24 protein-coding genes and 1 riboswitch are annotated in these 22,798 nt (G+C 65.7%); of the genes, 14 read left to right on the forward strand and 10 right to left on the reverse strand.

Annotated elements, in window-relative coordinates; all coding sequences use genetic code 11:
* Nucleotides 1–199 precede the first annotated feature (199 nt).
* The 4 genes from F466_RS0111475 to F466_RS0111490 all read left to right on the forward strand — a co-directional run bounded on the left by F466_RS0111475 (nucleotide 200) and on the right by F466_RS0111490 (nucleotide 4,179).
* The gene (locus F466_RS0111475; RefSeq protein ID WP_018994175.1) at nucleotides 200–1,291 is read left to right on the forward strand and encodes a tetratricopeptide repeat protein; all 1,092 of its coding nucleotides are present in this window, start codon (nucleotides 200–202) and stop codon (nucleotides 1,289–1,291) included.
* Nucleotides 1,292–1,693: 402 nt separating this feature from the next.
* Nucleotides 1,694–2,173, forward strand: a complete 480-nt coding sequence (locus F466_RS0111480; RefSeq protein ID WP_018994176.1) for a cupin domain-containing protein — start codon at nucleotides 1,694–1,696, stop codon at nucleotides 2,171–2,173.
* Between the two features lie 263 nt (nucleotides 2,174–2,436).
* Nucleotides 2,437–2,871: a DsrE family protein gene (locus F466_RS0111485; RefSeq protein ID WP_018137879.1), complete on the forward strand. Its 435-nt coding sequence runs from the start codon at nucleotides 2,437–2,439 to the stop codon at nucleotides 2,869–2,871.
* Between the two features lie 267 nt (nucleotides 2,872–3,138).
* A complete protein-coding gene (locus tag F466_RS0111490) occupies nucleotides 3,139–4,179 on the forward strand; it encodes a diguanylate cyclase (protein ID WP_018137878.1) in 1,041 nt (346 codons plus the stop codon).
* A gap of 223 nt (nucleotides 4,180–4,402) precedes the next feature.
* Here the strand turns inward: F466_RS0111490 and F466_RS0111495 are convergent, their stop codons facing one another.
* Entirely contained in the window at nucleotides 4,403–6,520 is a 2,118-nt protein-coding gene (locus F466_RS0111495; RefSeq protein WP_018994177.1) for an alpha/beta fold hydrolase, read from the reverse strand.
* A 110-nt stretch (nucleotides 6,521–6,630) separates the two neighbouring features.
* Entirely contained in the window at nucleotides 6,631–7,038 is a 408-nt protein-coding gene (locus F466_RS0111500; RefSeq protein WP_018137876.1) for a rhodanese-like domain-containing protein, read from the reverse strand.
* 237 nt (nucleotides 7,039–7,275) lie between these two features.
* Here F466_RS0111500 and F466_RS0111505 point away from each other — a divergent pair, with 237 nt between their 5' ends.
* The 4 genes from F466_RS0111505 (at nucleotide 7,276) to F466_RS0111520 (ending at nucleotide 9,136) form a co-directional block, all read left to right on the forward strand.
* Complete coding sequence (locus tag F466_RS0111505; protein ID WP_018174828.1) at nucleotides 7,276–7,689, forward strand: GreA/GreB family elongation factor; 414 nt, start codon at nucleotides 7,276–7,278, stop codon at nucleotides 7,687–7,689.
* A gap of 147 nt (nucleotides 7,690–7,836) precedes the next feature.
* Complete coding sequence (locus F466_RS0111510; RefSeq protein WP_018174827.1) at nucleotides 7,837–8,115, forward strand: hypothetical protein; 279 nt, start codon at nucleotides 7,837–7,839, stop codon at nucleotides 8,113–8,115.
* An 87-nt stretch (nucleotides 8,116–8,202) separates the two neighbouring features.
* The gene (locus F466_RS0111515) at nucleotides 8,203–8,505 is read left to right on the forward strand and encodes a DUF3817 domain-containing protein (protein ID WP_018137873.1); all 303 of its coding nucleotides are present in this window, start codon (nucleotides 8,203–8,205) and stop codon (nucleotides 8,503–8,505) included.
* Nucleotides 8,506–8,788: 283 nt separating this feature from the next.
* A complete protein-coding gene (locus F466_RS0111520) occupies nucleotides 8,789–9,136 on the forward strand; it encodes an antibiotic biosynthesis monooxygenase (protein ID WP_018994178.1) in 348 nt (115 codons plus the stop codon).
* Nucleotides 9,137–9,199: 63 nt separating this feature from the next.
* On the opposite strand, the gene F466_RS0111525 is transcribed toward F466_RS0111520, so the two are convergent.
* Entirely contained in the window at nucleotides 9,200–10,660 is a 1,461-nt protein-coding gene (locus F466_RS0111525; RefSeq protein WP_018994179.1) for a plastocyanin/azurin family copper-binding protein, read from the reverse strand.
* Between the two features lie 239 nt (nucleotides 10,661–10,899).
* Between F466_RS0111525 and mscL the strand changes: the two genes are divergently transcribed.
* Nucleotides 10,900–11,301: a large-conductance mechanosensitive channel protein MscL gene (gene mscL, locus F466_RS0111530; protein ID WP_018994180.1), complete on the forward strand. Its 402-nt coding sequence runs from the start codon at nucleotides 10,900–10,902 to the stop codon at nucleotides 11,299–11,301.
* A gap of 31 nt (nucleotides 11,302–11,332) precedes the next feature.
* On the opposite strand, the gene F466_RS0111535 is transcribed toward mscL, so the two are convergent.
* Nucleotides 11,333–12,649, reverse strand: a complete 1,317-nt coding sequence (locus tag F466_RS0111535) for a rhodanese-like domain-containing protein (RefSeq protein ID WP_018994181.1) — start codon at nucleotides 12,647–12,649, stop codon at nucleotides 11,333–11,335.
* Between the two features lie 117 nt (nucleotides 12,650–12,766).
* On the opposite strand from F466_RS0111535, the gene F466_RS0111540 reads away from it, so the two are divergent.
* Nucleotides 12,767–13,117 carry a hypothetical protein gene (locus tag F466_RS0111540; RefSeq protein WP_018994182.1) on the forward strand — a complete coding sequence of 117 codons (351 nt, stop codon included), beginning with the start codon at nucleotides 12,767–12,769 and terminating at the stop codon, nucleotides 13,115–13,117.
* 32 nt (nucleotides 13,118–13,149) lie between these two features.
* Here the strand turns inward: F466_RS0111540 and F466_RS0111545 are convergent, their stop codons facing one another.
* On the reverse strand, nucleotides 13,150–13,722 hold the full coding sequence (locus tag F466_RS0111545; protein ID WP_018174822.1) for an NUDIX hydrolase: 573 nt from the start codon (nucleotides 13,720–13,722) through the stop codon (nucleotides 13,150–13,152).
* 1 nt (nucleotide 13,723) lies between these two features.
* On the reverse strand, nucleotides 13,724–14,338 hold the full coding sequence (locus tag F466_RS0111550) for a microcompartments protein (RefSeq protein WP_018137866.1): 615 nt from the start codon (nucleotides 14,336–14,338) through the stop codon (nucleotides 13,724–13,726).
* A 294-nt stretch (nucleotides 14,339–14,632) separates the two neighbouring features.
* Between F466_RS0111550 and F466_RS0111555 the strand changes: the two genes are divergently transcribed.
* Nucleotides 14,633–15,262, forward strand: coding sequence for an alternative oxidase (locus F466_RS0111555; protein ID WP_018994183.1), 630 nt, complete (start codon nucleotides 14,633–14,635; stop codon nucleotides 15,260–15,262).
* Between the two features lie 153 nt (nucleotides 15,263–15,415).
* A complete protein-coding gene (locus F466_RS0111560; RefSeq protein WP_018174820.1) occupies nucleotides 15,416–17,047 on the forward strand; it encodes a methyl-accepting chemotaxis protein in 1,632 nt (543 codons plus the stop codon).
* Between the two features lie 78 nt (nucleotides 17,048–17,125).
* Here F466_RS0111560 and F466_RS0111565 read toward each other — a convergent pair whose 3' ends face one another.
* The 3 genes from F466_RS0111565 to F466_RS0111575 all read right to left on the reverse strand — a co-directional run bounded on the left by F466_RS0111565 (nucleotide 17,126) and on the right by F466_RS0111575 (nucleotide 18,821).
* Nucleotides 17,126–17,626 carry a DsrE family protein gene (locus tag F466_RS0111565; RefSeq protein WP_018137863.1) on the reverse strand — a complete coding sequence of 167 codons (501 nt, stop codon included), beginning with the start codon at nucleotides 17,624–17,626 and terminating at the stop codon, nucleotides 17,126–17,128.
* 71 nt (nucleotides 17,627–17,697) lie between these two features.
* Complete coding sequence (locus F466_RS0111570; protein ID WP_018137862.1) at nucleotides 17,698–18,186, reverse strand: DsrE family protein; 489 nt, start codon at nucleotides 18,184–18,186, stop codon at nucleotides 17,698–17,700.
* 11 nt (nucleotides 18,187–18,197) lie between these two features.
* Complete coding sequence (locus tag F466_RS0111575; RefSeq protein WP_018174819.1) at nucleotides 18,198–18,821, reverse strand: TetR/AcrR family transcriptional regulator; 624 nt, start codon at nucleotides 18,819–18,821, stop codon at nucleotides 18,198–18,200.
* 186 nt (nucleotides 18,822–19,007) lie between these two features.
* On the opposite strand from F466_RS0111575, the gene F466_RS0111580 reads away from it, so the two are divergent.
* Both F466_RS0111580 and F466_RS0111585 read left to right on the forward strand, forming a co-directional pair.
* Nucleotides 19,008–20,417, forward strand: a complete 1,410-nt coding sequence (locus F466_RS0111580) for a diguanylate cyclase (RefSeq protein WP_018137860.1) — start codon at nucleotides 19,008–19,010, stop codon at nucleotides 20,415–20,417.
* Nucleotides 20,418–20,506: 89 nt separating this feature from the next.
* Nucleotides 20,507–20,624, forward strand: a riboswitch (yybP-ykoY riboswitch).
* Between the two features lie 117 nt (nucleotides 20,625–20,741).
* Nucleotides 20,742–21,377, forward strand: coding sequence for a TMEM165/GDT1 family protein (locus F466_RS0111585; RefSeq protein ID WP_018137859.1), 636 nt, complete (start codon nucleotides 20,742–20,744; stop codon nucleotides 21,375–21,377).
* A 64-nt stretch (nucleotides 21,378–21,441) separates the two neighbouring features.
* Here the strand turns inward: F466_RS0111585 and F466_RS0111590 are convergent, their stop codons facing one another.
* Nucleotides 21,442–22,614, reverse strand: a complete 1,173-nt coding sequence (locus F466_RS0111590; protein ID WP_018994184.1) for a TlpA disulfide reductase family protein — start codon at nucleotides 22,612–22,614, stop codon at nucleotides 21,442–21,444.
* Nucleotides 22,615–22,798: the final 184 nt, after the last annotated feature.

Raw genomic sequence — 22,798 nt, forward strand, 5'->3', positions numbered from 1 at the left:
AGACCGCCACGGCGCTGCGCGCCTCGCGATGACGGTGTTTGCTTCTCCGTGTGGTGAAGCCTCACGGGGGCAACGAAGACGAGGACACCCATCGTTTCCGCTCCGCAACGGGGTGGTCAGCGCCCGGGGTTGCTTGCGGCCGAGTGCCCAGGCTGTATGCTCGGGCGCTCCGCAAACACTGCCAGCGAGAACCACCACCATGGGTACGCCTGCCGACTCCCCGGACCCGGAACAGCCCGAAGGTCCGAGCATTGCCGATCAGGACGGCTTTGCCGCGTTTGAACGCGGCGACTATCGGACCGCCGGGGAACTGTGGGCGGCCAGCGCCGAGGCCGGCTCGGCCTGGGCCCAGTTGGGTATGGGGATTCTGTATGCCGACGGCCTGGGGCTGGAGGCCGATGCCGAGCGTGCGCGCGGGTACTGGGAACAGGCCGCGGAGCAGGGGCTGAGCGATGCCAGCTTCAACCTCGGCGTGATGGCGGAGAAGGCCGACCCCGCCGATGCCGACGCGGCCCGACACTGGTACCGCCATGCGGCCGAGGCGGGTCACGTCGTGGCGCAGAACAACCTGGCCGTGCTGCTGCAGAACGCGGGCGACGAGGCCGCCGCCACCGAAGCCGTCCAGTGGTGGAAACGCTCTGCGGAACACGGCGACCCCGATGCCCTGAACAGTCTCGGTGTCGCGCACCAGCAAGGCAGCGGATGCGCGCGCGATCGGGCCGCGGCAGCCGAGTACTACGCCCAGGCCGCCGAGGCGGGACACCGCGACGCGGCCTTCAACCTCGCCCTGGCCCTGGAACAGGGCGACGGCGTGGCGACGGACATGGCCGGGGCCGCCCACTGGTATCGGCAAGCCGCCGAGGCCGGGGACCCGGACGCCGCCGCCCGCCTGGGGAACCTCTGCCGCGACGGCAACGGCACGCAGGAAGACCTGACGGCGGCGGCCCGCTGGTATCGCGCCGCGGCCGATGCCGGCCATCCCCTGGCTCAGGCGAATCTGGGCGTCCTCCTGGAACGGGGGCTAGGGGTGGCTCAGGACGAGGCGGCCGCGGCCGCCTGGTACCTGGCCTCGGCGCGGCAGGGGCTGGCCCCGGCGCAGTACAACATGGGCATCGTGCTCGCCGAGGGCCGTGGCGTGGAGGCCGACCTGCCCGGTGCCTGGGTCTGGTTCGCGCGCGCAGCCGATCAGGGCCACAAGCCGGCCGCGGAAGCCCGCGACTACGTCCACCAGCAGCTCACCCCGGAGCAACGCAGCGAGGCCGAGGCGCGCAAGACCGAGACCTCCCGCTAGTCCACCAGCGCGGCAACCAAAGGGCAGCAAGCCCAATCCCCGCCTCGTCATGGCGAGGCCCGGAGGGGCCGTGGCCATCTCCAAACGCAACCCCGGACCTCCGCCTCGATCAGCGGCCGGGCATCCCTTCAGCGATCGCCACGGCGCAGCGCGCCTCGCGATGAAGGAGCCGGCCCGTGAAGGCGACCGCCACCCTCGGCCGACGCCGCGCGACGCGGCGCGACGCGGTAACCGCAACATCCGCTCCCCCGCCGCAAGATTGTGGAAGCGACCCCGACCGGCCCAAGCCAGAATCCTGGATACAGGCCGCGCACACCAATCTCTGTGGCGGGGCCGCCATGCCAAAGCCAAGGTCACGCCCGGCCCGCGGCCGCGCAAGCCATGGACCACAGGAGGTGCATCATGTACGACCACTCGACCCGGCCCGCGGGAGCGCTTCGCCACCTGGCCACGGCTGCCGCCGCGCTCGCCCTGGCCGCCCCCTTGGCGAGCCTGGGGGCCGACGACGGCCAGGCCTTCATCTGGGATCCGGACTCCCCCGACCTCGAATGGAACCCCTGCCCGGCGTTTATGCCCGACGACTGCCGCCTGGCCGTCCTCCAGGGCGACCCGGCCGAACCCAACGCCGATGTGTTCTTCCTGCTGCCGGGCAACAGCACCGCGCCCCACCACTGGCACACCAGCGCCGAACGCATGGTGCTCGTTCAGGGCGAGATGCAAGTGGATTACGACGACCAGGAGCCGGTTGTACTCCGACCGGGGACCTACGCCTACGGCCCGCCGCGCCTGGCGCACACCACCCACTGCATCTCGGACGAGGACTGCATCCTGTTCATCGCGTTCGAAGACCCGGTGGATGCGCACGAGACCCACGACCACTAAGCCTGCCGCCCTCAACGGTTGTTGCCGGATGCGGTGCCCCCGCACCCGGCTCCTCCACCCGGATGGTGCAGCCGGTTGCTGAAGCAGAGGACCTTCGCATTTTCGAGAACTGCGAAGGGACACCCACTTTCGAAAAGTGCGTAGGGAAACCAATTTCGAAGGTGCGTGCTTTGTATGGCCCCAGCCTTGCGAGTAGCCCTTGCCCTATCCATTAGCATGTGCTTATCTTGTGATTCGCTCATACGAAGACCGAAGGAGATTCTATGCGAACCCTCAAGACGCTCGCCGCTTCCGCCGTTCTCGCCATTGCCGGTGCCAGTGGTGCAGCTCAGGCTGCCGAACCCAACAAGCTGTTCGTAAGCCTGACCTCGGCCGACGACCACACCCAGTTCATGTCCATGGTGCTGGCGAACCAGACCATGAGTCAGGGTCAGGAGATCCGCGTGCTGCTGTGCGGCCCGGCCGCTACCATGGCCACCGAAGACTTCGACGGCCCGACCATGGAGCCCGCCGGTCGCAACGCCCAGCAGCTGCTGATGAACCTCATCAACAACGGTGCCAAGGTGGAAACCTGCGCGATCTTCCTGCCCAACACTGACTACACCGAGGCGGACCTGCTGGACGGCATCACCCCCGCCGATCCGGAAGAAGTCGGCGCCTACATGGCCGACCCGAGCGTGCGCTTCTTCTCCAACTGATCCCCCGCGCAGGATCACGTCAGGGCCCTCTTCGGAGGGCCCTGTTGTTTTCGACTCCAAACCTGGCGAGCAACCGGCTGGGCATTACGGCCCTCCACTTCGGGTCCCTTCTCGGCGTCTGCGGAATGGATCCATCTGCGTAACCCGGTGAAACGAGCCCGGCAGGGAAATCCCAGCGTCACACAGCTCGAGCTTGTCTTTTCGCTGGTACCCTGAAAGCATCTGCGAAGAACCACACAGCGCCTTCGCCGCCACGAGAACAATGCCATGAACAGCGGTCGAGACCTGCTGGACGGACTAGCCCAACTGACGGGCATACGTGATGCCCAGCGACTGGAACACAGTCTGCTCAAGACCCTGGACGACATCTACGAGTCCGCCTGCACCCGGACCATCCGGTTCGATGCCGAAGGCCGCCCCCGGAGCCTGCATTTCTACGATCGCAAGCGCGACGCGGTGATGAGCGTGCCCTTCGACCCCGAACATCCCTTTGTACCTGCGGGGCTGCTGGATCAGGCACTGGCCAGCGGACACTGGGTCGCGGATCAGGACGAAGCGGGTCGCGCGATATCGATCTTCCCGATGTCGGGACTCAAAGAATTCAGCATCTGCCTGGTATTCGCCTTTGACCGGCACCTGGGCAGCAAGCGAGTGGACCAGCGCCTAGTGGAAAGCTTTCTCCTGGTCTATCGCAATTTCGTCAATCTGATTGATGATGCCCAGACCGACGCGCTCACCGGGCTGCTCAACCGCAAGACCTTCGATGACAATTTCCATGATCTGACAACGCTCGAGCGGATCAGCCCGATGCCGGGATTGCCGGAAGACCGCCGCCAGCTGCAAGAGCCGGGGCAGACCGGCGTCTGGCTGGGCGTGATCGACGCCGACGACTTCAAGAAGATCAACGACGGTTTCGGCCATGTGTATGGCGATGAAGTACTGATCCTGCTCGCGCGCCTGCTGAAACAAAGCTTCCGCGAGAACGACCTGGTCTACCGCTTCGGCGGCGAGGAATTCGTGGTACTGGCCGAGTTCGCCGACGCCAGCCAGGCCCTTGCCACCTTTGACCGGCTGCGCCGCGCTGTAGCCGAGTACCCACTTCCACGGGTAGGGCGGCTCACCACCAGTATCGGCGTGACGCGGCTGGCACCCTACAAGACCGCCAGCGCGGCACTCGACGAGGCCGACCAGGCCCTGTACCACGCCAAGGCGCACGGCAAGAACCGAGTCTGCCTGTATGACCGGCTGGTCGAGGAAGGTGCAATCAAGCCCACGCCAATCGAGGCGGGCGAGATCGAACTGTTCTGACCCCGCAGCCGTGCGGGACACTGCACGGCCTGCCGGAATACTGGGCGACCTACATCGCCCGTGGACAGCGGGGAAGTCGAGCGCCGCCTGGCCGCGCTGGCGCATAACGTAGTCGCGCACAACCTCCTCTGAATGCAGCTTGAGCTTGCCGACCCACAGCACATCGCTGTTTCACCTTCACCGAAGTTGCACGCATCCTCCTCGGGCAGGGCGCGCTAGACCCTTACGGAGCCTCCACCTCGTCGACGTCCTGGCGCAGCAGGTCCAGGCGCTCCTGCACGGCCTCGGGGTAGTCCGCCTGGTGGCGGCCGCCCAGGTGTTCGGCCAGGAAGGTCTCCAGCCCGGCGAAGAAGGCGAGCCGGTTGGTCTGGTCGACCAGGCCGTGGCCCTCGTCCGGGGCCAGCAGGTATTCGACCGGGTGCCCGGCCTCGCGCAGCGCCGCGACGATCTGGTCGGATTCCTGCTGCTTCACGCGTGGGTCATTCGCGCCCTGCCCGACCATCAGCGGGACCTGGATGTTCTCGACGTGGAACAGCGGCGACTGGGCCTTGAGGCGCTCGCGGTCTTCGGCGTCTTCCGGGTCACCGACGCGGCCGTGCATGCGGCGGATGCCGGCCTCCCAGTACGGCGGGATGGACTCCATCAGCGTAATCAGGTTGGACGGCCCCACCATGGAGACGCCGGCGGCGTACAGCTCGGGCGTCCAGGTGAGCCCGGCCAGGGCCGAGTAGCCCCCATAGGAGGCCCCGAAGATCGCGACCCGGTCGGGATCGGCGATGCCCTGGTCGATCAGGTATTTCACGCCGTCGGTGACGTCGTGCTGCATCACGCCCGTGCCCCACTCCTGGTTGCCGGCGTTGAGGAATTCCTTGCCGAAACCGGAGGAGCCACGGAAGTTGGGCTGAAATACCGCATAGCCGCGGTTGGCGAGGAACTGCACGGTGCCGCTGTAGCCCCAGGTATCGCGAATCCACGGGCCGCCGTGCGGCATCACCACCAGCGGCAGGCCTTCCGGCTCCACGCCATGTGGCAGCGTCAGGTAGCCGGGGATCTCCTGGCCGTCGCGCGCGGTGTAGCGGATCGGCTCCATCGGCGCGAGGTGCTCGCGCGGCAGATCCGGGCGCCCCTCGTACAGTAGTTCGATCTCGCGCGCCTCGACGTTCGCGAGATACACGCTGCCCGGGTCGGTGTCCCGGATGACCCCGACCGTCCAGAGGGACTCGTCACGGGTGCGCGAGGTGATCTCCAGCTCGCCCTCGCCCAGCTCTTCGCGCAGCCACTCCAGGTGCGACTCGAAGTCCTCGTCATGGGCATAGATGCGCTGGCGATCCCCGGTGTACACGGTGGCCAGTAGGCGATGGTCCCGGTCGGAGAACTTCGCGCCACCGAGGTCGACTTCGCCCTCCGGGTCGCGGTGCACCAGCTCTTCTTTGCCGGTGGCCGGGTCAAACAGGACCAGCTCGACCAAGTCACGCTCGTCCCCCGCGTTGGTGCGCATATAGAGCCGCTCGCCGTCGGGGTGGAAGTTGGCAATGGAGCAGGTCTCGCCGAACGCGCAGGTGTAGATGGACTCGAACTCGTCCTGCGACTTCACGCGCAGGATCTCGGTGCCCGCGTCGTCCGTGGTGCGCACCGCCTTGCGCAGTTCGCCTTCGTGGAAGCCCCAGCCCTCGATCTCGGCGGTGTTCTTCGCCACAAGCGTCTTCTCGCCGGTCTCCAGCGATACGCGATAGACATCGTGCAGGCGCGGGTCGCGTTCGTTCAGCCCGACGAAGATGTACTCCGGGGTCGAGCGCGGGACATGCTGCACCCGCGCCTGCACGCCATCACCCCCGGCGAGCCGGCGTGACTCGGGGATGCCATCCTGCCCGGCGGCGTCCTCCAGCGCGATCACGCGCAGCTCCAGGTTCTCGTCGCCGTCGCGATCGCGCACGAAAATCAGGTGCCGCCCGTCGCGCGACCAGAAAAAGCCCATGATCGAACGCGGCTCCTCGGTCAGCGGACGCGCCGACTCCAGGGGCTCGCCCCGCTCCATCAGGTGCAGGTTCATCGCACCCTCGTGGGCGCTCACCAGTGCCACGTAGTCGCCATCCGGCGAGATGCGCCCGGCGGCATGCTGCGGATCGCGGAAGAACTGCTCCAGCTCGAGCAGCGGCGGCGCCTCGCCCTCGGCCCACGGGCCTTCGTTACCCTCCACGAGTTCGGCCTCGACCTCGGTCTCGGCAGCGCCAACGGCCGGTACGGCGAACAACGCCAGCGACACGCTCAACGCGATGGCCGCAGGCGACCTGCGCCGCTTCGTGATCCAGTGATTCGCCAACCGCTCACCCGTGGACTGCATGCCTGTCTCCCGTTACGTGCTGCACCAGCGACAGCCACGCACGCCCACGGGTTCCCGACAAGGCCCGGAATCGCCGGACAGTCAACGAATCGCCAAAATACGACAGGCCCCTAGTCCTTCCAGCCGCGAAAGCCCTCACGTACCGAGAGACAGCGTGCATAGCCCAGCTCCCGCAGCAGTTCGGCGGCGCGCAGGCTGCGCCGACCGCTGTTGCACAGGCACAGCAGGATCTGATCCTGCGTCACGTGGTAGCGATTGATCAGCGAGAGGAAGTGCTGAAAGTCGCGATCATCCGGCTCGTCCGCGTCCAGCAGTTCCTGCTCCTCCTCCGAGATCTCGCGCCCCAGCAGCTGTTTCAGCCGGAACAGCGGCACCGACACCGCGCCTTCCACCTCACCCTCCAGCTCCAGCTCGAAGGGCTGGCGGATATCCAGCAACACGGCCAGGCCGATATCGACCAGTTCGCGCGCCGAACTGACGCTGATTTCCAGTTGCGGGTCGTTCGTCTCGTTCGCCATGAAGGCTCCTTTGCACTCGGGATCGAAAAAATCGGGATTAGGCACACTAAAAATGCCACGATTCACATGGATTTGCCTTTTTCGGGGTGCCTGGGTAGCATCCTTATTTCTTTAATTCTAACAGACACTTATCAAACGATGGAGCTCACGATGACGGGAACCCTCACTTAGGCCGGGCGCCGAATGTTCCGCGCCCGGCCCATGCCTTCTTCTAACACCTGAACAGGAGATGCGACCGTGGCGCGCAAGAATTCGTCTTACCTTCGTCAAGCCTACGATTCCCAGGTCAATCGCTGGGTCCGCCAGGACTACTGGGGCGCGATTGGCACACCAGTCGACCTGGCCTCGCTACTCGAGAAGATCGAGAGCGAGACACCCCATACGGACACAGCTCCCCAGTGCGGGAAAGTCATCCAGGCTGGCTGCTGCGTCCGGTTACTGGACCTGCAGACCGAGGAAACCTATCTGGTCGAGCTTTGCGAGCCGGAGCATGCCCAGCCCGAGCGCGGCAAGATATCGATCCTGTCCCCTCTGGGCTCGCGTCTGCTGGGGCTGCGCAAGAACTCGCTGGCCGAGATCACGCTGCTCCGTAGCCGACTGCGATTCCTGGTGATCGAGATAGTGGCACCGGGGCACAATCCCGACCAATAATCCATACATGCCTGCCGGAGGTTCACGCCCCGGCAGGCAGAATACCGTGTCCGTGTGCTGCCTCTTCATCTTCGCGAGAGGCTTTGGGCACAATCATTCCATAGCGGGGCCGCCACCAATTCCTTGCACCCTGCCCGAGGAGGATGCGTGAGGCTTTGGTCGAAGTGGAAAAAAGGCGGTGCGCTGCTGGCCGACGTGCTCAAGCGCAACGGGATCGACCCTACGGCCGCCGCTGCCCAGGAGGTGTTCAGCAAGATCCTGAACGAGGCCGAGGCGGCAGCCGATACACGCCTGAAGAACGAGCCGGCCGACGGAAGCCTCTCGCCCGACGAGCACAACACACGCTGGGAGGCGCTGTTCTTCGAGGAGATCCGCGCCCGGGCCAAGGGCTACGCCCAGTCGGTGCGCAACCCGCGCAAGGATTAAACCGGCCACATTGCCTGGTCCATTTCGTGGCGCCCGTCGCACTTCGTGCTACCCTCCGCCGCGTTTCCCGTTCCTCCGGTCCCTCCCATGAAATTTTTCCGCCTGATCAGCGTTCTCGAGGGTTTGTCGCTCATTACCCTGCTGTTTATCGCGATGCCTCTACGCACCTATGCGGATATGCCGCTGGCCGTCACCTATGTCGGCTGGGTGCACGGCATCCTGTTCATCATCTACGGCGCGACTTCCCTGATCGCCAGCCACCTTAGCGGCTGGCCGGTGTGGAAGTGGCTACTGGTCCTGTTCCTCGGCGTCGTGCCGTTCGGCTTCCTCTACGTGGATTACCTGATCCGCCGCGAGGCTTCCCCCAGCGGGGAGGCCGAGACGGCCTGAACCCGCCTGTCATCGCTCGGGGCCCTGCCTCGAGCGGCGGTCGCCACACCTGGTCATCCCGGCCGAAGCGAAGCGTAGAGCCGGGATCTCATGCACCGGCAAGCCCCACCGACCGCACCCGTCCCGCGAGCGGAGATCCCGGATAACCGCTGCGCGGTTTCCGGGATGACTAGCGGGTGCTGGGTGACGGGTGCGCCGTGGGTCACAGGTGCGCCGCGGCTTCCGCACAATGGGCTTTGGCGTGCTTTAATCGGCGCCTCATCCCGCCGATAGCGAAGCCGCCATGATTGCCGTGATCTTTGAAGTGGAACCGCATGCCGAGCGCAAACAGGACTACCTGGATGCGGCCGCGCGCCTGCGCGAGCACCTGAAGGACGTGGACGGCTTCATCTCCATCGAACGTTTCGAGAGCCTGAGCCAGCCGGGCAAGGTGCTGTCGCTGTCGTTCTGGCGCGACGAGCACGCGGTGCGCCAGTGGCGCAACCTGGAGGCGCACCGTCAGGTGCAGGCGGCCGGGCGCGGCGACATCTTTGTCGACTATCGCCTGCGCGTGGCCGAGGTCGTGCGCGACTACGGCATGCACGACCGCGACCAGGCACCATCCGACTCCCGCGCCGCCCACGGCTCCTGAAGCCTGCCTGCGGCGCGGCGATCATCGCCGCCTGTTGCGGGCGCTGTCCCGCTCGGGCCGGAGTCAGTCGCTGTCGCGCACGATGATGCGGCCCTGCATGTAGGGGTGCGGGGCGCAGATGTAGTCGTAGGTGCCCGGCTCGGTCAGGGTGACGCTGTCGCTCTCGGCGTGTGCCAGCAACTCAGTGGCGAACGACTGCGGACCGCTCAGGGCCACCGCGTTGTGCGCACCGGAGGTCTCGCCGTGTCCGTAGGTGAAGACATCCTCGTTAACCCAGGTGATCTTGGTGCCGGGCGCCACCTCGACGATCTTCGGGTAGAAGGCATTGCCCTTCATCTCGATCACGACTTCCTCGATATCCGAGCTGAACCGAACCGGCCGATCGGCCCGCGCGGGTACCGGGTTGGCATCGGCGTCCGGGATGCCGAATGGCGAAAGAATTCGCCGCGCTTCGCCAATCCGCTCTTCCAGTTCCGCCGGCTCGTAGCTCGGGCCCTCGGCCAGGATCTCGGAAGGCGTATCGGCGTCCGCACGGGCATCCAGCAGCCCAATGGCACCGCGACTGGTGCCCCCCACGCCATGATCCAGCATGGTGTAGACGCCCTCCTCCGGCGGTATCCGGAACTCGATCACCCAGGAGTCCGAGGGACCCGCGGTGACCGTCTGCCCGCCGGGCCACATGGCCTCGGGGTGGCCCTGCCAGTACACGTAGTCCCAGACGATGCCGACGATATGGAAGGTCGAGAGCAGGTTGGGCCCCACGTTCAGGAAGTACATGCGCACGTAATCACCGGGGCGCACCGGGATGGGGTTTTCCACGTAGCGGAACAGCTCGCCATTGAAGGCGGTGTAGCTGGGATCCCCTTCCACCGCCTCCTTGCCGCTGGCGTACAGCTCGTGCTGCAGCATGTAGAGCTTCAGATCGGGTTCCTGGCCCAGGTCCTCTTCCAGCTGGTACGGCTTGTCGCGCGGCTCGACCACCATCATCCCGTACTGGCCGAACATCACGTGCATGGGGATCGCATGGCCGCCCGGCGCACAGTGATACATGAAGACCCCCGGCGTGGTGGCGCGGAAGGTGATCGACTTGGTCTGCCCGGGCATGATGGAACCGACATGCTTGGAGGTCTGGGTGTAGGCGGCATGGAACGACGCCCCATGCATCACCGCCCCGCTATTGGTGATCTCCATGCGCACGATGTCGCCCTCGGTCACGCGCAGGGTCGGGCCCGGCAATTGGCCGTCGATCAGAAAGCCGTCGTAGACCACGCCCTGCCCGATCGGCACCTGGCCCTCGTTGAGGTCGATCCGGAGCACGTGGTCCGGTTCGACATCCTGCGAGACGTACCCGGTCGGCCGCGTCTCCAGCCCCTCGTCGCGTTCGATGATCTCGATAAAGTCGCTGTCACCAAAGAGCTCGCTGAAATCCGGGCCCGGCGACGCCTGCGCCGCGGAGGCCACCCACCAGAACAGTCCGATCACGCACCAGAGCACGAGGTGCATATCCCGATGGCGGTGACCCATGGTCGAAGATGCTGCTTCTGTGTGTTTCATGGCGCTTTCCCCCGGGCCGCGTGCACGGCACCCCATACAAACCTGTATTGCCTATATACCTATTTCTAGACGCACGGAACGAAGTTGCGCAAGTCACGCGCCCATGGGGCTACCGATAATTGCCTTGAATACGGCCCGTCACCGCCCATGGAAACGGCCTTAGCGCTGGCCTATAGGAACTTCTTTACCTCCGGGAATGGAGAACGGTCATGGGCATCGTCGAGGAGTTCAAACAGTTTGTAGCGCGCGGCAATGTCATCGACATGGCCGTAGGCGTGATCGTGGGGCTGGCATTCGGGCAGATCGTGTCGTCGCTGGTGTCGGACGTGCTGATGCCGCCCATCGGCCTGCTGGTCGGCGGGGTCGATTTCTCGGAGCTGGTGATCGTGCTGCGCGAGGCGGAGAACGGCGTCGCCGCGGTGACGATCAATTACGGCATCTTCATCAAGCGCGTGGTGGATTTTCTGATCATCGCGATGGTGGTGTTCGCCGCGATCAAGATGATTGGCCGGCTGCAGCGCAAAAAAGATGCCGCGCCCGCCGAGCCGCCCGCCCCCAGCAACGAGGAAAAGCTGCTCGCGGAGATCCGCGACCTGCTGAAGTCGAAGTAGCGGCGAGGGAGGCCCCCGCCGCCAGTTGGCATCAGAAGTCCTCGAACTCCATGGTGCGGAAGACGCGGCCGGCGTTTTGCCGGTGGAGCTCGTCGTAGGTGTCCAGGTGGCGGTAGGCCGACTGATCGATGTTGTAGGCGTCGTTCAGCGTGCCACCGGTATCGAGAATCTCCTGCACCTCCTCGCGCAGGAAGACGAGGTAGTCGCGGGTGTACTTGCGCAGCTGCTCGAAGTCGGTCACCGGACCGCCGTGGCCGGGGATGATGTAGTCGGCCTCGATCGCCTCCAGCTTGTCCCAGGTCTCGATCCAGCCGGCGGTGTCGGTGTACTCGAAGATCGGCAGCATGCGCTCGTGGAAGGCGAGGTCGCCGGTGATCAGCGTCTTGCGTTCCGGGGCCCACAGGGCGATGTCCCCCGGGGCATGCGCGGGACCGAGGTAGAGCACCTCGATAATCTCGCCCCCCATGTCCAGCTCGACGCGATCCTCGAAGATCTTGTCCGGCGTGCCGAGCTCGGTCAGAAACGCCTTGTCGCGGGTGCGGTTCGGGGCACCCTCCAGGCTGCGCTGGCCGTTCTGCTCGATCTCGCGCGCGGCGTCCTCGTGTGCGATCACCGTTGCGCCCTGCTCCTGCCAGTAGGTCATGCCGAGCATCGCGTGCCCCTGGGCGTTCTCCAGCACCACATACTTCACCGGCTGATCGGTGCGCTTCTTGATCTCCTCGTGCAGGGACTGAGCCAGCAGATAGTTGTCGCCGGCGTTCATCACCACCACGCCATCGTCGGTGATGATGAACGACAGGTTGTTGTTGTGGCCCGAGTTCTCGTAGGTGGAGGGCTGGGTGGCACCGATCGCGGACCACACGCCATCGGTCACTTCCTGCGGCATGTCGTAGAGGAAGGAATCCAGCGCCTTGTCGAGCACGTACAGCGGCAACTCGGCCTCCTTCCACTCGGGGAAGCCGCCGGCGTAGTTGTGCACGTTGGTATACCCCATGCGCTCGAGCGTCTGCGCCGCGAGGGCGGAGCGGCGGTTCTCGTCGCTGTAGACGACGATCGCCGTGCCCTTGTCAGACACCGCACCCGGGATGCGAAACTCCAGCTCGCCCCGCGGGATGTTGAGCGTGAGGTGCGAGCGGATCTGCCCGCCGCCCAGCTCGATCTCCTGGTGCGAGCGCACGTCGATCAGGACATGGTCCGGCTCGTTCGCGATCAGCTCGCGCAGGCCCTCCCGGTCGATATCGGTGACCTCGGACCGGGCATCCTCGACCAAGGAATCCGCGGTGATCTCGTCCCCCTGCGCGACGGTTGCCGCCGCGAACAGGGCCAAAGCCAGCCATGATGTACGCATCGGGGTGTCCTGTTGTTGCCGGATGTGATTCCCTGAACATAGACAGCCACGGCGCGAGCTTCCATAACAGCGCCCGGCAACGGAACGCCCAGCCCAAGGGGTACAGGAGAAACCACCATGACAGACGCCGCCGAGCTGGCGCGACTCAAGGAACGGATCGATCAACTGGCCGGGATGGCCGCCGATGAACATGCGGCTGCGGCACGCACGCTCGCCGACGAGCTGAAGGGAGAGCTGGCGGCACGGTCAAGTGGCGATAAACCCGCCTCGGGAACCAGCCAGGCGGACCATTCAGGGGAGTTGCGGGCACCCCGGGAGACGAATCTGAGATGCCCGCGCTGCACGCTGCATTCGTTCAACTTCCAGCCCGGCTCGATGCGCACACGCGATGACGGCGCGGGCTACGAGGCGCGCTTTCACTGCATGAGCTGCGGCTTCGAGGACTACGCGCCGGTCAAGCCCCGCTGAGGGAAACGCTGAGCGGGCCTGGGGCCGCGTGATCAGCGTGGATGCGTGTGCAGCCAGGTGCGCAGGCGGCGGGTCTTCTCGACCATGCGCCAGAGGGAACGGCTGTTGTTGTAGCGCGAGACGTGCTGCAGCGGTACCCAGAGGATGTCGTGCGATTCGTGGCTGCCGGGGACCGGAAGGCGGTCGTCGATCTCCAGCAGAAAACGCACGTCGATGTGCTCGTGCATCGGGAAATGCGGGCTCGCCGGGATCGTGTGGATGTCGAGGTCGAAGACGTCCTCGGCCACCAGGTGGATATGTTCCCGCGCCAGGCCCGTTTCCTCGTGGATCTCGCGCAGGGCGACCTGCAGGATGTCCGACTGGCCATCGGCATGCCCGCCCGGCTGGAACCACCGGTGGTGCTTGCCATGCAGCAGGAGCAGCGCGCGCTCGCGATCCGGGCTGACCACCCAGGCCGAGCCGGTCACGTGCGCCGGCAGGAGATCGCAGTGGAAGCAGTCCGGATGGGCCTGCACGAAGTCCAGTGCGCGGCGCACAAAGCCGGCTTCCTCGATGAACGGGGTCTGGTGATGGGCGAGCAGCTCGAGCAGTTGCGCGCGATGCATCTTATGTTCCGGCGGGGTTGTGCAGGGCGTGGATCGCCGCCCGCGCCGCCTCGTCGATGTCCGCCTCGGAGCCGGCCAGCGTCAGGCGGCCAAACGCGCCCACCGCGCGCACGTCGATCAGCGAGACATGGGAGGCCTTCAGCGCCTGATTGGCCGCATAGATGATGTAGCCGGCCGGCTCCGCCTCGAGGATGAACATGCTCTGGTCGGGCAGGATCATGTTGCCGCGCCGGTTCTGGCGGTTGATCAGCACCGTGTGGTCCGGCGTCATGCCGCGGATCGTCTCCTGCCACGGGATACGGCAGGGCTGGCGATCGGACTGATCCGCCCCCAGGCGCTGCAACAGCACGCGACCGGCCTCCTGCACATCGCTCTGGTCGCGATGGTGGATCACCATGGAACCGAACTCGCGCTCCACCACCTGCTGCGCGAGGTGCACCCGGGTGGCCTTCAGCGCGACGTCGGTCAGCCGGTGCACGGCCATGCCCGGCGACACCTCCACCCACAGGCACGCGTCCCCCGGCACGGGCAGAAAGCCCTGGGAGACGGTGGCCATGTATTCCGCCAGCTGGGGCTGGAGGGAATCCATGTAGACGTAGGTGCGCAGTTTGATCATCGATTCGCTCAGGGCCGGGGCAACGCCCCGTTAGCCCCCGCGCGGCGCGGCCCGGGCCCGCGCGGGAATCCGCACACACGAATTTGAGCCGCCAGAAAACCGCCGGCTTGTTCGCGCACACGGGAGATATAGAGGGGCGTATTGTGAACGCAGCGGCCCCGAACCTCAACGCCAGACGCTCCTGCGCTGCGCGAAACGGCGCATTTTTGTGACACGGCGGAACGACAGTGAGGGTGGCTGACTCTACTCTCGAGACAGGACATCCATGGTTTTGCGCCCTGCCCGGGAGCCTGTATGAGCATCAACCAGGAAACGGACCTGAGTCGCCATCACGAACCGCGCGATTTCTCCGACCGTGTCGCACGCGCCTTCACATCGCTGATGCGCCTGTTCGCCGACACCTTCTTTGCCCGCCGCTACGGGCACCGCGCCGTGGTGCTGGAAACCGTCGCGGGGGTCCCCGGCATGGTCGGCGCCACACTGCAGCATCTGCGCTCGCTGCGCCGCATGGAGGACGACCACGGCTGGATCCGCACGCTGATGGACGAGGCCGAAAACGAGCGCATGCACCTGCTCACCTTCATCGAGATCGCCTCGCCCAACTGGCTGGAGCGGCTCCTGATCATCGTGGCGCAGGGGTTCTTCTACACGCTGTATTTCCTGATTTACGTGGTCTCCTCGCGCACCGCGCACCGGATCGTCGGCTACTTCGAGGAGGAGGCCGTGATCAGCTATACCGATTACCTGGAGGAAGTGGAGACCGGTGCGATCGAGAACATCCCGGCACCGGATCGCGCCATCCAGTACTGGGACCTGCCGGAGGGCGCACGCCTGTCCGATGTTATTCGCGCCGTACGCGAAGACGAGGCCGGCCATCGCGACGTCAACCACGGCTTCGCCGACCTGCTCAACAACAAAACCTGAAGCTGCGACACACACCCGCATGCCCTTCCGCCCGCCACATGCGGATCGCCCCCTTCCCTGACCACTCCCTAAAAACGGGCTTGACCCTGCCGTTAAACTCTCTGCCCCGAGCACAATCGCCCGGGATCGAAGTACTAACGAAAGGACTTGCCCATGCCCCGTTCGCTGAATATCCGCTCCCGACTGGCGATCACCATCATCGTCCCTGTGCTGGCACTGCTCGTGGTCGCGCTGATGGCAGGACGCGGCATCGCGACCATCGAGGATGGGGTGCAGAGCATCTACGACGACCGCGTAGTGCCGCTGCAGCAGCTCAAGACGATCGCGGACAACTACGCGATTCTAGTGATCGACGCGGTGAACAAGGCCGACAACGGCCTGATGTCGGCCGAGGAAGCCCTCGACGGGGTCCAGACCGCCCGCGCCGAGATCGACGAAATCTGGGAGCGCTACATGGCCACGACGCTCACCCCCCGAGAGGAAGAGCTGGCCACCGCCGCCATCGAGGAATTCCAGGCAGCCAATGCCGATCTCGACCGCCTGGAACAGGCCCTGTCCGGGATGACCGGCAACGTCGAGGGCGAGCTGGGCGCGTTCAACGGCCCGCTGTACGACACCATCGACCCAATCAGCGACCGCATAACCGAACTGGTCGACCTGCAGATCGAGGTTGCCGGCGTGGAGGCGGAGCGTGTATCGGAGGTCTACGGCCAGGTACTCCTGCGCACCGGCATCGTGCTGCTGATCGTGCTGATTGCGGTCGTCGTGATCGGCACATGGACCTACCGCGCGATCGCCACCCCGGTGTCGCGGATGCGCGAGACCCTTTCTGCAATCGTAGAGAATCACGACTTGTCACAACGGGTCGAGATCGGGAACGACGACGAGATCGGGGCCACTGCCCGAGCCCTGAACGGCATGCTCGAGCAGTTCGAGGGATCGATCCGGGAACTGCGGGGCCTGACCGACCAGATGGCCTCTGCCGCGGAGCAGCTCTCTGCCGTCAGCAGCCAGACCAACAGCAACGTCGACCAGCAGCAGTCGCAGACCGAACAGGTCTCCACGGCGATGAACGAGATGGCCGCCACCGTGCAGGAGGTCGCACGCAATGCCTCCGATGCCGCCTCGTCCAGCCAGGAAGCGGATCAGGAATCCCGGGACGGGGGCGAGGTCGTGCGCTCGGTGGTCAAGGAGATCGGCCGACTGTCCGGCGAGGTCGCGACCATCGAGGGCACCGTCCGCAGCCTCGACGAAAAGGGCCAGCAGATCGGCTCGGTGCTGGATGTAATCCGCGGGATTGCCGAGCAGACCAACCTGCTGGCGCTGAACGCCGCGATCGAGGCCGCCCGCGCGGGTGAACAGGGTCGCGGCTTCGCGGTGGTCGCCGACGAGGTGCGTACCCTCGCCTCCCGCACCCAGGACTCCACCGCGGACATCCAGGCCATGATCGAGGCCCTGCAGGCCGGCACACGGGAGGCCGTCAACGCGATGGGGCGCGGGCGCGAAATGGCGGAATCGACCAGCCACGACGCGGAACGGGCCGGCGAGGCACTGGAATCGATCGTTCAGGCGGTGGGACGCATCAGTGACATGACGACCCAAATCGCCAGCGCGGCCGAGGAACAGAATGCGGTGGCCGAGGAGATTAACCGCAATATCGCCACCATCAACGACCTCACCGGCGATACCTCCCGTGGCGCGCAACAGACCTCCACGGCCAGCCAGGACGTCGCCGGCATCGCCGCCCGCGTGCGGGACCTGGCCTCGGCCTACCGCATCGCCTGACGCGGCATGGGCACAAAAAAGGCCGTCACATCCCTGTGACGGCCGGAAAAGGGACCGTGTGAGAGGTCCCGGAGGTGCTCAGTAGACCGGAACCAGCGCGTAGCCCTGATTCTGGTAGCCCATCACGGCGATGAAGCCGCTGCGGACCGGCTTGATCGCATCGAGGACCTTGTCGTTGTCCACTCCATAGGCACGCGTGGCCGCGGCACAGACCTCCATGCGCACGCCCAGCTCGTCCAGGCGTTCGACGGCCTTCGCGATCTCCTCCAGCGTGTCGCCGTGGTCCATCGCGATCTCGGGCTCGGGGTCGGTGGTGATGAACTTGACCGCCTCGGCGATGAACACCATGCGCAGGTCCGGTTCCACGCCTTCCTTCACCAGATTCTCGTGATTGGTGGCGATGCCACGGAGGTAGGCGAGCATCACGTCGGGGTCGGACTTGCGCATGTCGTAGACCGCGCGCATGGTCTCGATGCCCTGGGTGGCCTCGCGGTTGTCCAGGCCTTCTGCATTCGCCTTCGAGATCAACCCGAGAGGCAGCAAGGCGGCCAGCAGCAGGATCAGGATTCGGTTTCGCATGAGCTATGTCTCCTTTGGGGTTGGGGCCCGCTTGTCTTGTTTTCGGGCCCGGTGTGGCCGCATTAGGCGGCTCAGTAGATCGGGATCACTGCGTAGCCCTGGGCCTGGTAGCCGGTCAGCGAGACGAAGGTGTTGCGCACTGGCTCGATGCCCGGCAGCAGTTCGCCGTGATCCACCCCGAACAGGCGGGTGGCAACGGCGCACGACTCCATCCGCACGCCCTTCTCCTTCAGCGCGGCAATGTGTTCCTCGATCGCATCCAGATGGTCGAACTCGGTCAGCTCGAAGCGCTCGCGATCCTCGCTGACCATCGTCACCGCCCGACCACGAAAGGCGAGGATCATGTCCGGCTCGACGCCCTGATCGGTCAGGTCGTTGAAGGTCTCGCGGATTACCATCAGATACAGCGCAAGCAGCTCTGGGTCATTGTTGTTCAGGTCAAACACGACCCGGCCCTGGTCGACACCCTCCAGGGCCCGGGTATCCGTCGGTTCCGCATGCGCGGACAGTGACACCACGGACAGCGTCAAGATCAGGGAAAGAACAGCCAGCATTTTCATTCTTCGGTCTCCTAGGTAGGGTGGTTTGTGGCCGCAGGCGGATCACTCGCAATCGCCCGCCAGGCCGCGTCCTGCATCGACGCGAGGTAGCACGACAGGGGCTCTTCGAGGACGCCGTCCAGATGAAGGTGGAGCAGGCGGATCGCCCCGCCAAACGCCACGGTGGCAGCGACCGGGACTTCGATAGGGCGAACCTCGCCGGAGGCAATGCCCTGCTCGATGCACTCGCGCATCCGCAGGAAGGGCCGCGACGAACAAACGGGCGGCTCGTTTGGCAGAAACTCCCGATGGCGCGCCTCGAGCACGAAGCGCATGGTGCGGGGATCGTCGGTCGCCGCCCGGAACATGAAGGCGATGATGCCGTCGCAGCGCGCGCGGCACGTCCGCTGCTGCTCCATCACCTCGCGCAGCCCACTATCCATCCGCTCCAGCAGGTCGTCGTACAGGGCCTTGGCCAGCGACTCCTTGTTGCCGAAGTGGTGGTAGATCGAGCCGATCGAGACCCCGGCCTCGCGCCGAATGTCGTGAATCGAGGTGTTGAAATACCCGGCCGTGCCGAACAGCTCCAGCGCCGTTTCCAGCACACGCTGGCGCAGCGCATCCCCGCGCAGATTCTCCTGTACCGCAGCCGACATGTCGCACCCTAGAACGAACGTTCGTTCTACCCTATGACAGAAACACGGCGATTGCCATCCCCAACGCGGCACGCGCGAAAACGTGTCGCTTCTGCCAACATCAGGGCTCAGGGGGAATCAATGACCGATTCAGATAATCCGCACACCCAGGCCATGACGCCTGGATCCGGCCGACGCCAATGGCTTGTGTGGCTGGCGATCGGGCTTGTGGCCACCATTGCCTATGTGGCCATGCCTTACGGCCACACTGCCGCGGCCTTGTATGTAGCGGCAAGCCTTGGCGCCGCCGCCGTGGTTGCGGCCTCGCTGTTTCGTGACCGGGGCCCCTGGTGCCGTTCGGCCTGGATCCTGATCGCGACCGCCCTGCTCCTCGGAGGTACCGGGCACCTGATCTGGTATGTCCTGGATCTGCAGGGCCTTGAGCCGTTTCCGGCGGCGCCGGACTTCCTGTACCTGGCGGTGTATCCGCTATTCATTGTCGCCCTGTGGCGACTGGGCGGCCCCACGGACCGGCACGATGGTGCCCTGGGCGACGCCCTGATCGTCGGCATCTCCGCGGCGGTGCTCGCCTGGGCGCTGCTGATCCAGCCCTATGTGTACGATCCGGAACTGACCAGCCTCCAGCTGCTGGTGTCGGCCGGCTACCCAGTGTTCGACCTGATGCTGCTGCCACTGGTACTGCGCCTGGTGTTTCGCTACAACACGCACATTGATGGCCAGCTGTTGCTGCTGCTCGGCGTTCTGGCCTATCTGAGCGCCGACCTGCTCTACGCCCATGGGAACTCCACCGGCTGGTATCAGCCCGGCGGACTGACCGATGCCGGCTGGCTGATCGCCTATACCCTGTTCGCCGCAGCCGCCTGGCACCCCTCGACCCAGGTAAATCCGGAGGACCGCACCGGCAGCCATGAGCTCTCCCGCCGCAGGCTCTACATCCTGGGTTCTGCGGCGGTACTGGTGCCGGGGATCATCCTGTTCACCGCCGGGGTGGATACCGACACGGTGCGCGTCGCCGCCGGTGCCTCCATCCTGATCTTCCTGCTGGTTCTGGTTCGCATGAGCGGCCTGATCCGGGAGACCCAACGCCAGGCCCAGGCGCTGGAGCAACTCTCGCGCACCGATCCTCTCACCGGCGCGGCGAACCGCCGACAGCTGGAAACCGTTCTCGAGGAAGAACTTGCGCGTGCCCGGCGTCTGGACACACCGCTCACCCTAGCCTTCATCGATCTGGATTACTTCAAGCAGTACAACGACCAGCACGGCCACGCGCAGGGTGATCGCCTGTTGCGCGACCTGGTCGCCGCCTGGCATCAGGAACTGCGCCCCAGCGACACGGTCGCCCGCTACGGGGGCGAGGAGTTTGTGGTGGTGCTCCCTCACACCGGTCCGGATCAGGCGCGCACGGTCATCGAGCGCCTCCGTCAGCGCACCCCGAACCAGCAGACCTGCTCCGCTGGTATCGCCTTCGCCGAGCCGATGGAAACAGCGGAAGGCCTGCTCCGGCGCGCGGACCGGGCCTTGTACCGGGCCAAGGACGAGGGCCGCAACCAGTCGCGGTTCGCCACGCCGGACGACGCTGCGCCGGCCCCATCCTGAACGTCGCCCGCCGCGCCAATCCCGCAAGGGCAACGTCCGCCAAGAACACGATAGACAGACCCTAAACGCATTGGTTATAGTTCGCGCACCCTCAGGGGAGTAGTCGCTCCGGCAGCGCCGGAGGCATGCGTCAACATCCTTGGCCCTCGGGCCATGGCGTATGCAGCCCGTCCGAAGGCGCCCCGGTGCGCCTCCGACAAGCGGCCTGACGAGACCTGTGGCATCGATATCCGCCTCGCGTGATCGCGAGGACAGCCCGTGGGCGGGCGGCGGATGGCGATGTCACCGGCTCTGCGTTGCGCCGCCCGCCCCGGAATTGCATTCATGGAACTCTTTCTGCTGTCCATCGTGGCCGTGGCCATCGCGGAGATCGGCGACCGCTCGATGTTCCTGGCGGCCGTGTTCGGCATGCGCTGCCGCAGTGCCTGGGCCGTATTCTGGGGTATGGCCACCGGCCTCTTCCTGAACCAGTTGTTGTCCGCCGTGGTCGGGATCTGGCTGTTCGCGGTGATTGCCACCGACTGGCACCTGTGGGTGGTCGGCGCGGCCTTCCTGATCATGGCGATCTGGGTCCTGTTCCCGGAGGACGAGGAAGACGAGCAGGCGCCCAAGGCGCGCAGCGCCTTCTTCGCCGCCGCGGTCGCCTTCTTCCTGTTCGAGATGCTGGACAAGACCCAGCTGGCGGTCGTCACCCTGGCCGGGGCCTCCGGCGCCCTGCTGCCCGTCGTACTGGGCGCCACCGTGGGCATTCTGCTGATCACCACCCCGGCCCTGATCCTGGGCAAGCGCTTTGCCGCGCGCATCCCCGCCGCGCCGATGCGCTTTGTCGCCTCCGGCATGTTCCTGCTGATCGGTCTGTGGACCTGGGCCGAGGCCGGTAACTGGATCCCCGATCTTGGCCTTCCGGACCTCTCGGGCTTCCTGATGCAGGCGGTCGAGAACCACCAGCAGGGGCAATAACGCAAGGCTGCGCTCGCGGGAGGCCGAAATCTCCTGATCCCGCGGGTGCGCTCCGTTCGCCGCGTTATTGCATCAACTCGCGTACCGTGTCGATGACCTCCGGATCATCCCACTCAATGGCGCTGTTAACCGAATAGCGGATGCGCCCCTCGCGGTCGAGGATGAACGAGCTGGGGAAGGCGAATACCCGCCAGCCCGCCGCCACCCGGCCGTCGAAATCCATCAGCACCGGAAAGTCGACCTGCACCTCGTCCATGAACTCGGCGATGTGTTCCGCGCTTTCCTGGTAGTTGACCGAGACGATCTCGAAGCCCTCGCCCAGCTTCTCCGCCATGCGGTTCATCGACGGGATCTCGTGTACGCAGGGCGGACACCAGGTCGCCCAGAAGTTCAGCAGGATCACGTCCCCGGCATAGTCGCTCAGGGACTGCTCGTCCCCCAGGTGATCCGTCAGCGTGAAGTCCTCCATCGGCGGGGTGTGATCGCGTTCCACCAGACCGCGGCGGGCCTCCACGGTCGACTCGCGCTCCGGGAGCGGACTTGCCGCGAGCGGGCGCGGCATGGTCGCCAGCAGGTTGCCCGCCCGACGTAGCTGACGCGCCAGCTGATCGGTAGCGGCGCGCTCCTCGGCACTGGGGTCGCCGCGACGCAGGTAGTAGAAGTCGCGCACCTCGGGGACCATCTGCACGAACACCGGGCTGCTGCCCCCGCGCAGGGCGCCGAGGATCTCGTCGAGATACCAGCGATAGACCCCCAGTTCCGGCTGCAGGATGAAGACCGGCAGGTTGGTGGCACGTGCCACGTCCACGTACTCGGCCGGCGCCCCGGCCACGGGTGTGTCGACCATCAAGTTGGGGAAGCCCAGCGTCGCGCCTATCAGGTAGGCGCTGCCGGGTTCGCCGAGCTGCCAGTGGCGCATGCCGCGCAGCGCGACGATCGACGGGCGTCCGGAGGCCACCACCATCACCTCCTTGCCCGTCTCGTGGTGCGCCTCCCGGATCAGTGCGGCCACGCCCTCACCATCCAGGCTGCGCATGCTCTCATTGGTACGGGGCAGGAAATACGCGTCCAGCAGGTCAACCATCCACACCTCGATACCCGAGGCGACCAGTTCGCGCGCCAGCCGATCATGGTTCTCGTGTTGCCCTGCCTGAGGCAGCAGCCACAGATACAGACGCTGGCCCTCGGCCGGATACAACGTCACGTCGAAGGCGGCGCCGGAGTCGTCCGTGACCACCCGTGATTCGGGGTCGGCCTGGGCGGCTGCCGACCCCATAAGCAACAACCAGCAGACCCATACCCAGAGGCTCGCACTCCGGAACCCACCCATCCTGCTTACTGTTGCCTTCATGCAGCCACTGCCCTCATCAACAGCACCGGCCGAGCCGGCACCTGCTATGTTCAATATATCGCGCGCGTCG

It is taken from the genome of Thioalkalivibrio sp. ALgr1 (assembly GCF_000378285.1).
Taxonomy (GTDB): Bacteria; Pseudomonadota; Gammaproteobacteria; order Ectothiorhodospirales; family Ectothiorhodospiraceae; genus Thioalkalivibrio.